The 2,017-nt window shown below is 45.6% G+C and carries 2 protein-coding genes and 1 pseudogene; 1 reads left to right on the top strand and 2 read right to left on the bottom strand.

Annotated elements, in window-relative coordinates; all coding sequences use genetic code 11:
* Positions 1–296 (bottom strand): annotated as a pseudogene (locus tag ACTXGO_RS13035) (carboxylating nicotinate-nucleotide diphosphorylase); the annotation flags it as partial.
* 138 nt (positions 297–434) lie between these two features.
* Positions 435–1,457, bottom strand: a complete 1,023-nt coding sequence (locus ACTXGO_RS13030; RefSeq protein ID WP_443574824.1) for an NUDIX hydrolase — start codon at positions 1,455–1,457, stop codon at positions 435–437.
* Between the two features lie 276 nt (positions 1,458–1,733).
* Here ACTXGO_RS13030 and nadA point away from each other — a divergent pair.
* The coding region (gene nadA, locus ACTXGO_RS13025; RefSeq protein WP_443574823.1) for a quinolinate synthase NadA at positions 1,734–2,017 on the top strand (284 nt) is incomplete at its 3' end.

Here is a 2,017-nt window from a genome sequence, read left to right as displayed (position 1 = left end):
CGGGCATTGCCGCGTACCGTTGCCAGTACTGTACCTGCTGCTACGCGCGCGCCATCTGTTATCTGCGCTATAAACTCAATATCAGCATCAATCATCGCAAAGGATAACCGCGCAAGATCCATACCGCATATCACCCCAGCTTGCCGCGCTTTAATCTGTAGCTGTGCTTGCTTGTTCGCTGGGATGGTCGCTTGGGAGGTGACATCGCCGCGACGTCCCAAATCTTCACTAAGGGCTGCCTCAACCAAAGGAATAAGTAATACGTCATCTAGTGCAGGCTCTGCTGATATGCTCATCTATTTTGCCTTTTGATAATTTATCGTAAAAGTCTATTTAAACTCAAAATGAGCATAAATATAGCGTAAAGATACCAGACTGGCAAGATTGATTGCTTAGTTATTTAAAAAAATTGCTAGATGAATGGTTGGTATTCCCTATTTACGCTTAGGTAATTTGCTATCCATAAGCAAGCTTTGCAGTTCGATATCGTGACGAAAACGGTAGAGCTTGGCGGGGCGACCACGGCTAGCACTACTGCTCTCGCCCGTTGGCATCACAAGGTTTTGAGTATCTAGTAAGCGGCGAAAGTTTTGCTTATGTAGCGCCGTGCCAGAGAGCGCTTCGACACTTTTTTGAAGCTCAGATAAGGTAAACACATCAGGCGTGAGACCAAAGATAAGCGGCTGGTACTCTATCTTAGCGCGCAGCCTAGAAATGGCAGTTGCGATCACGCGGCGATGATCGTAATACATCGGCACGCCCATGACTTTTGACCACTCGTTTGGCAGTTTACTATCCAGATAGCTGGCAGGATAAGTTGGCGCTTCAGGAATAAGACCTGCTTCATAGAGCATCTCATAGCGTAGCAGAGCATGCTCTGCGACCCAGTCACTATCGGCGTAGTCTTTATTCACGCTCTGCTTATCAATGCTTTTATTATCAACGAGACTAACGCCCACACCCCAACACAACCCTATACGCTGCCGACGACGGGATATAGCAGCAGCATCGCTCGCGGTATCTGCCCAAGCGAGTAGCTCAGGTACGATAAGACGCTCGATAATATCAGGAACACCAGTTAGGTGATTTTCCCATGGAAAGTACTCGTACCAATCTCGCCACTGCGCTTGGCTTTGCAGCTGAGCCTGCGTCTCTTGCACCAGTCCAAGGTAGCTGACATAAACCAGTGCGTGCCCGTCAGCGTTACGCCTATTGGTATCTACAAAGGTATATAGCTGTTCGATATAGCCAAGTGGCTGCTGGGTTTGTTCCTCAACCCATTCACGTACGCCTGCCTGCAGGGAGCGATGTAGCGGCATTAAAGGGCCGTTGGGCAACAGTTTACCTCGATCAACCGTCAAAACACGCGCAGTATGATCGGTAATGGCGATCAGTACCGCCACGACTTCGGTAGTACCACTGCCTTCTTGATGCGCATGTGAATAAGACAACGTCATAATATTAAGTGTCACCTATTTTAGTGAAAGATGATAATGCAGAGCTCAATGGACAATAACGTCTAGTATAGCGAGATTGTCTTAATATCATAGTCAATATGGCAATTTAAAGATAATGGTCAGGATAAATTCTGCTAATTGACAAAAATAACTTGTATTTATGCTCAAAATGAGCATAATTAGAGTATATCAATTTAAATCACCTTTTAGAACTCATTGAATCGAATTTTTCTAATTACCGAACCTTTCTTATTGTCATAACAGAGACTACGACTTATGAAAATCTATCCCTATGACGCGCCTATACTAAGCACTGATAATAGCAAAACTATCCAAACTAAAATTGAATATGCCAAAGCAAAAGTACCAGCAGACATGGGACGTACTGAGCGCTTAGCGGTGGAAGATAACATTAAACAGCTATTAAAAGAGCACAATGCGGTATTAGTCGCGCATTATTATGTTGACCCTTTTATTCAGGACTTGGCACTAGCGACGGGCGGGTGCGTCGGTGATTCGCTTGAGATGGCGCGTTTTGGGCAAGCGCATAGTGCTCAGAC

This window comes from Psychrobacter sp. T6-1, from assembly GCF_052258445.1.
The sequence above is the reverse complement of the archived record's forward strand: the minus strand, read 5'-3'. Positions and strand labels throughout refer to the sequence as shown.

What these genes read in the sequence shown, in the direction of transcription:
- ACTXGO_RS13030 (WP_443574824.1), bottom strand. Translation starts at nt 1,457, where the DNA reads ATGACGTTGTCTTATTCACATGCGCATCAAGAAGGCAGTGGTACTACC.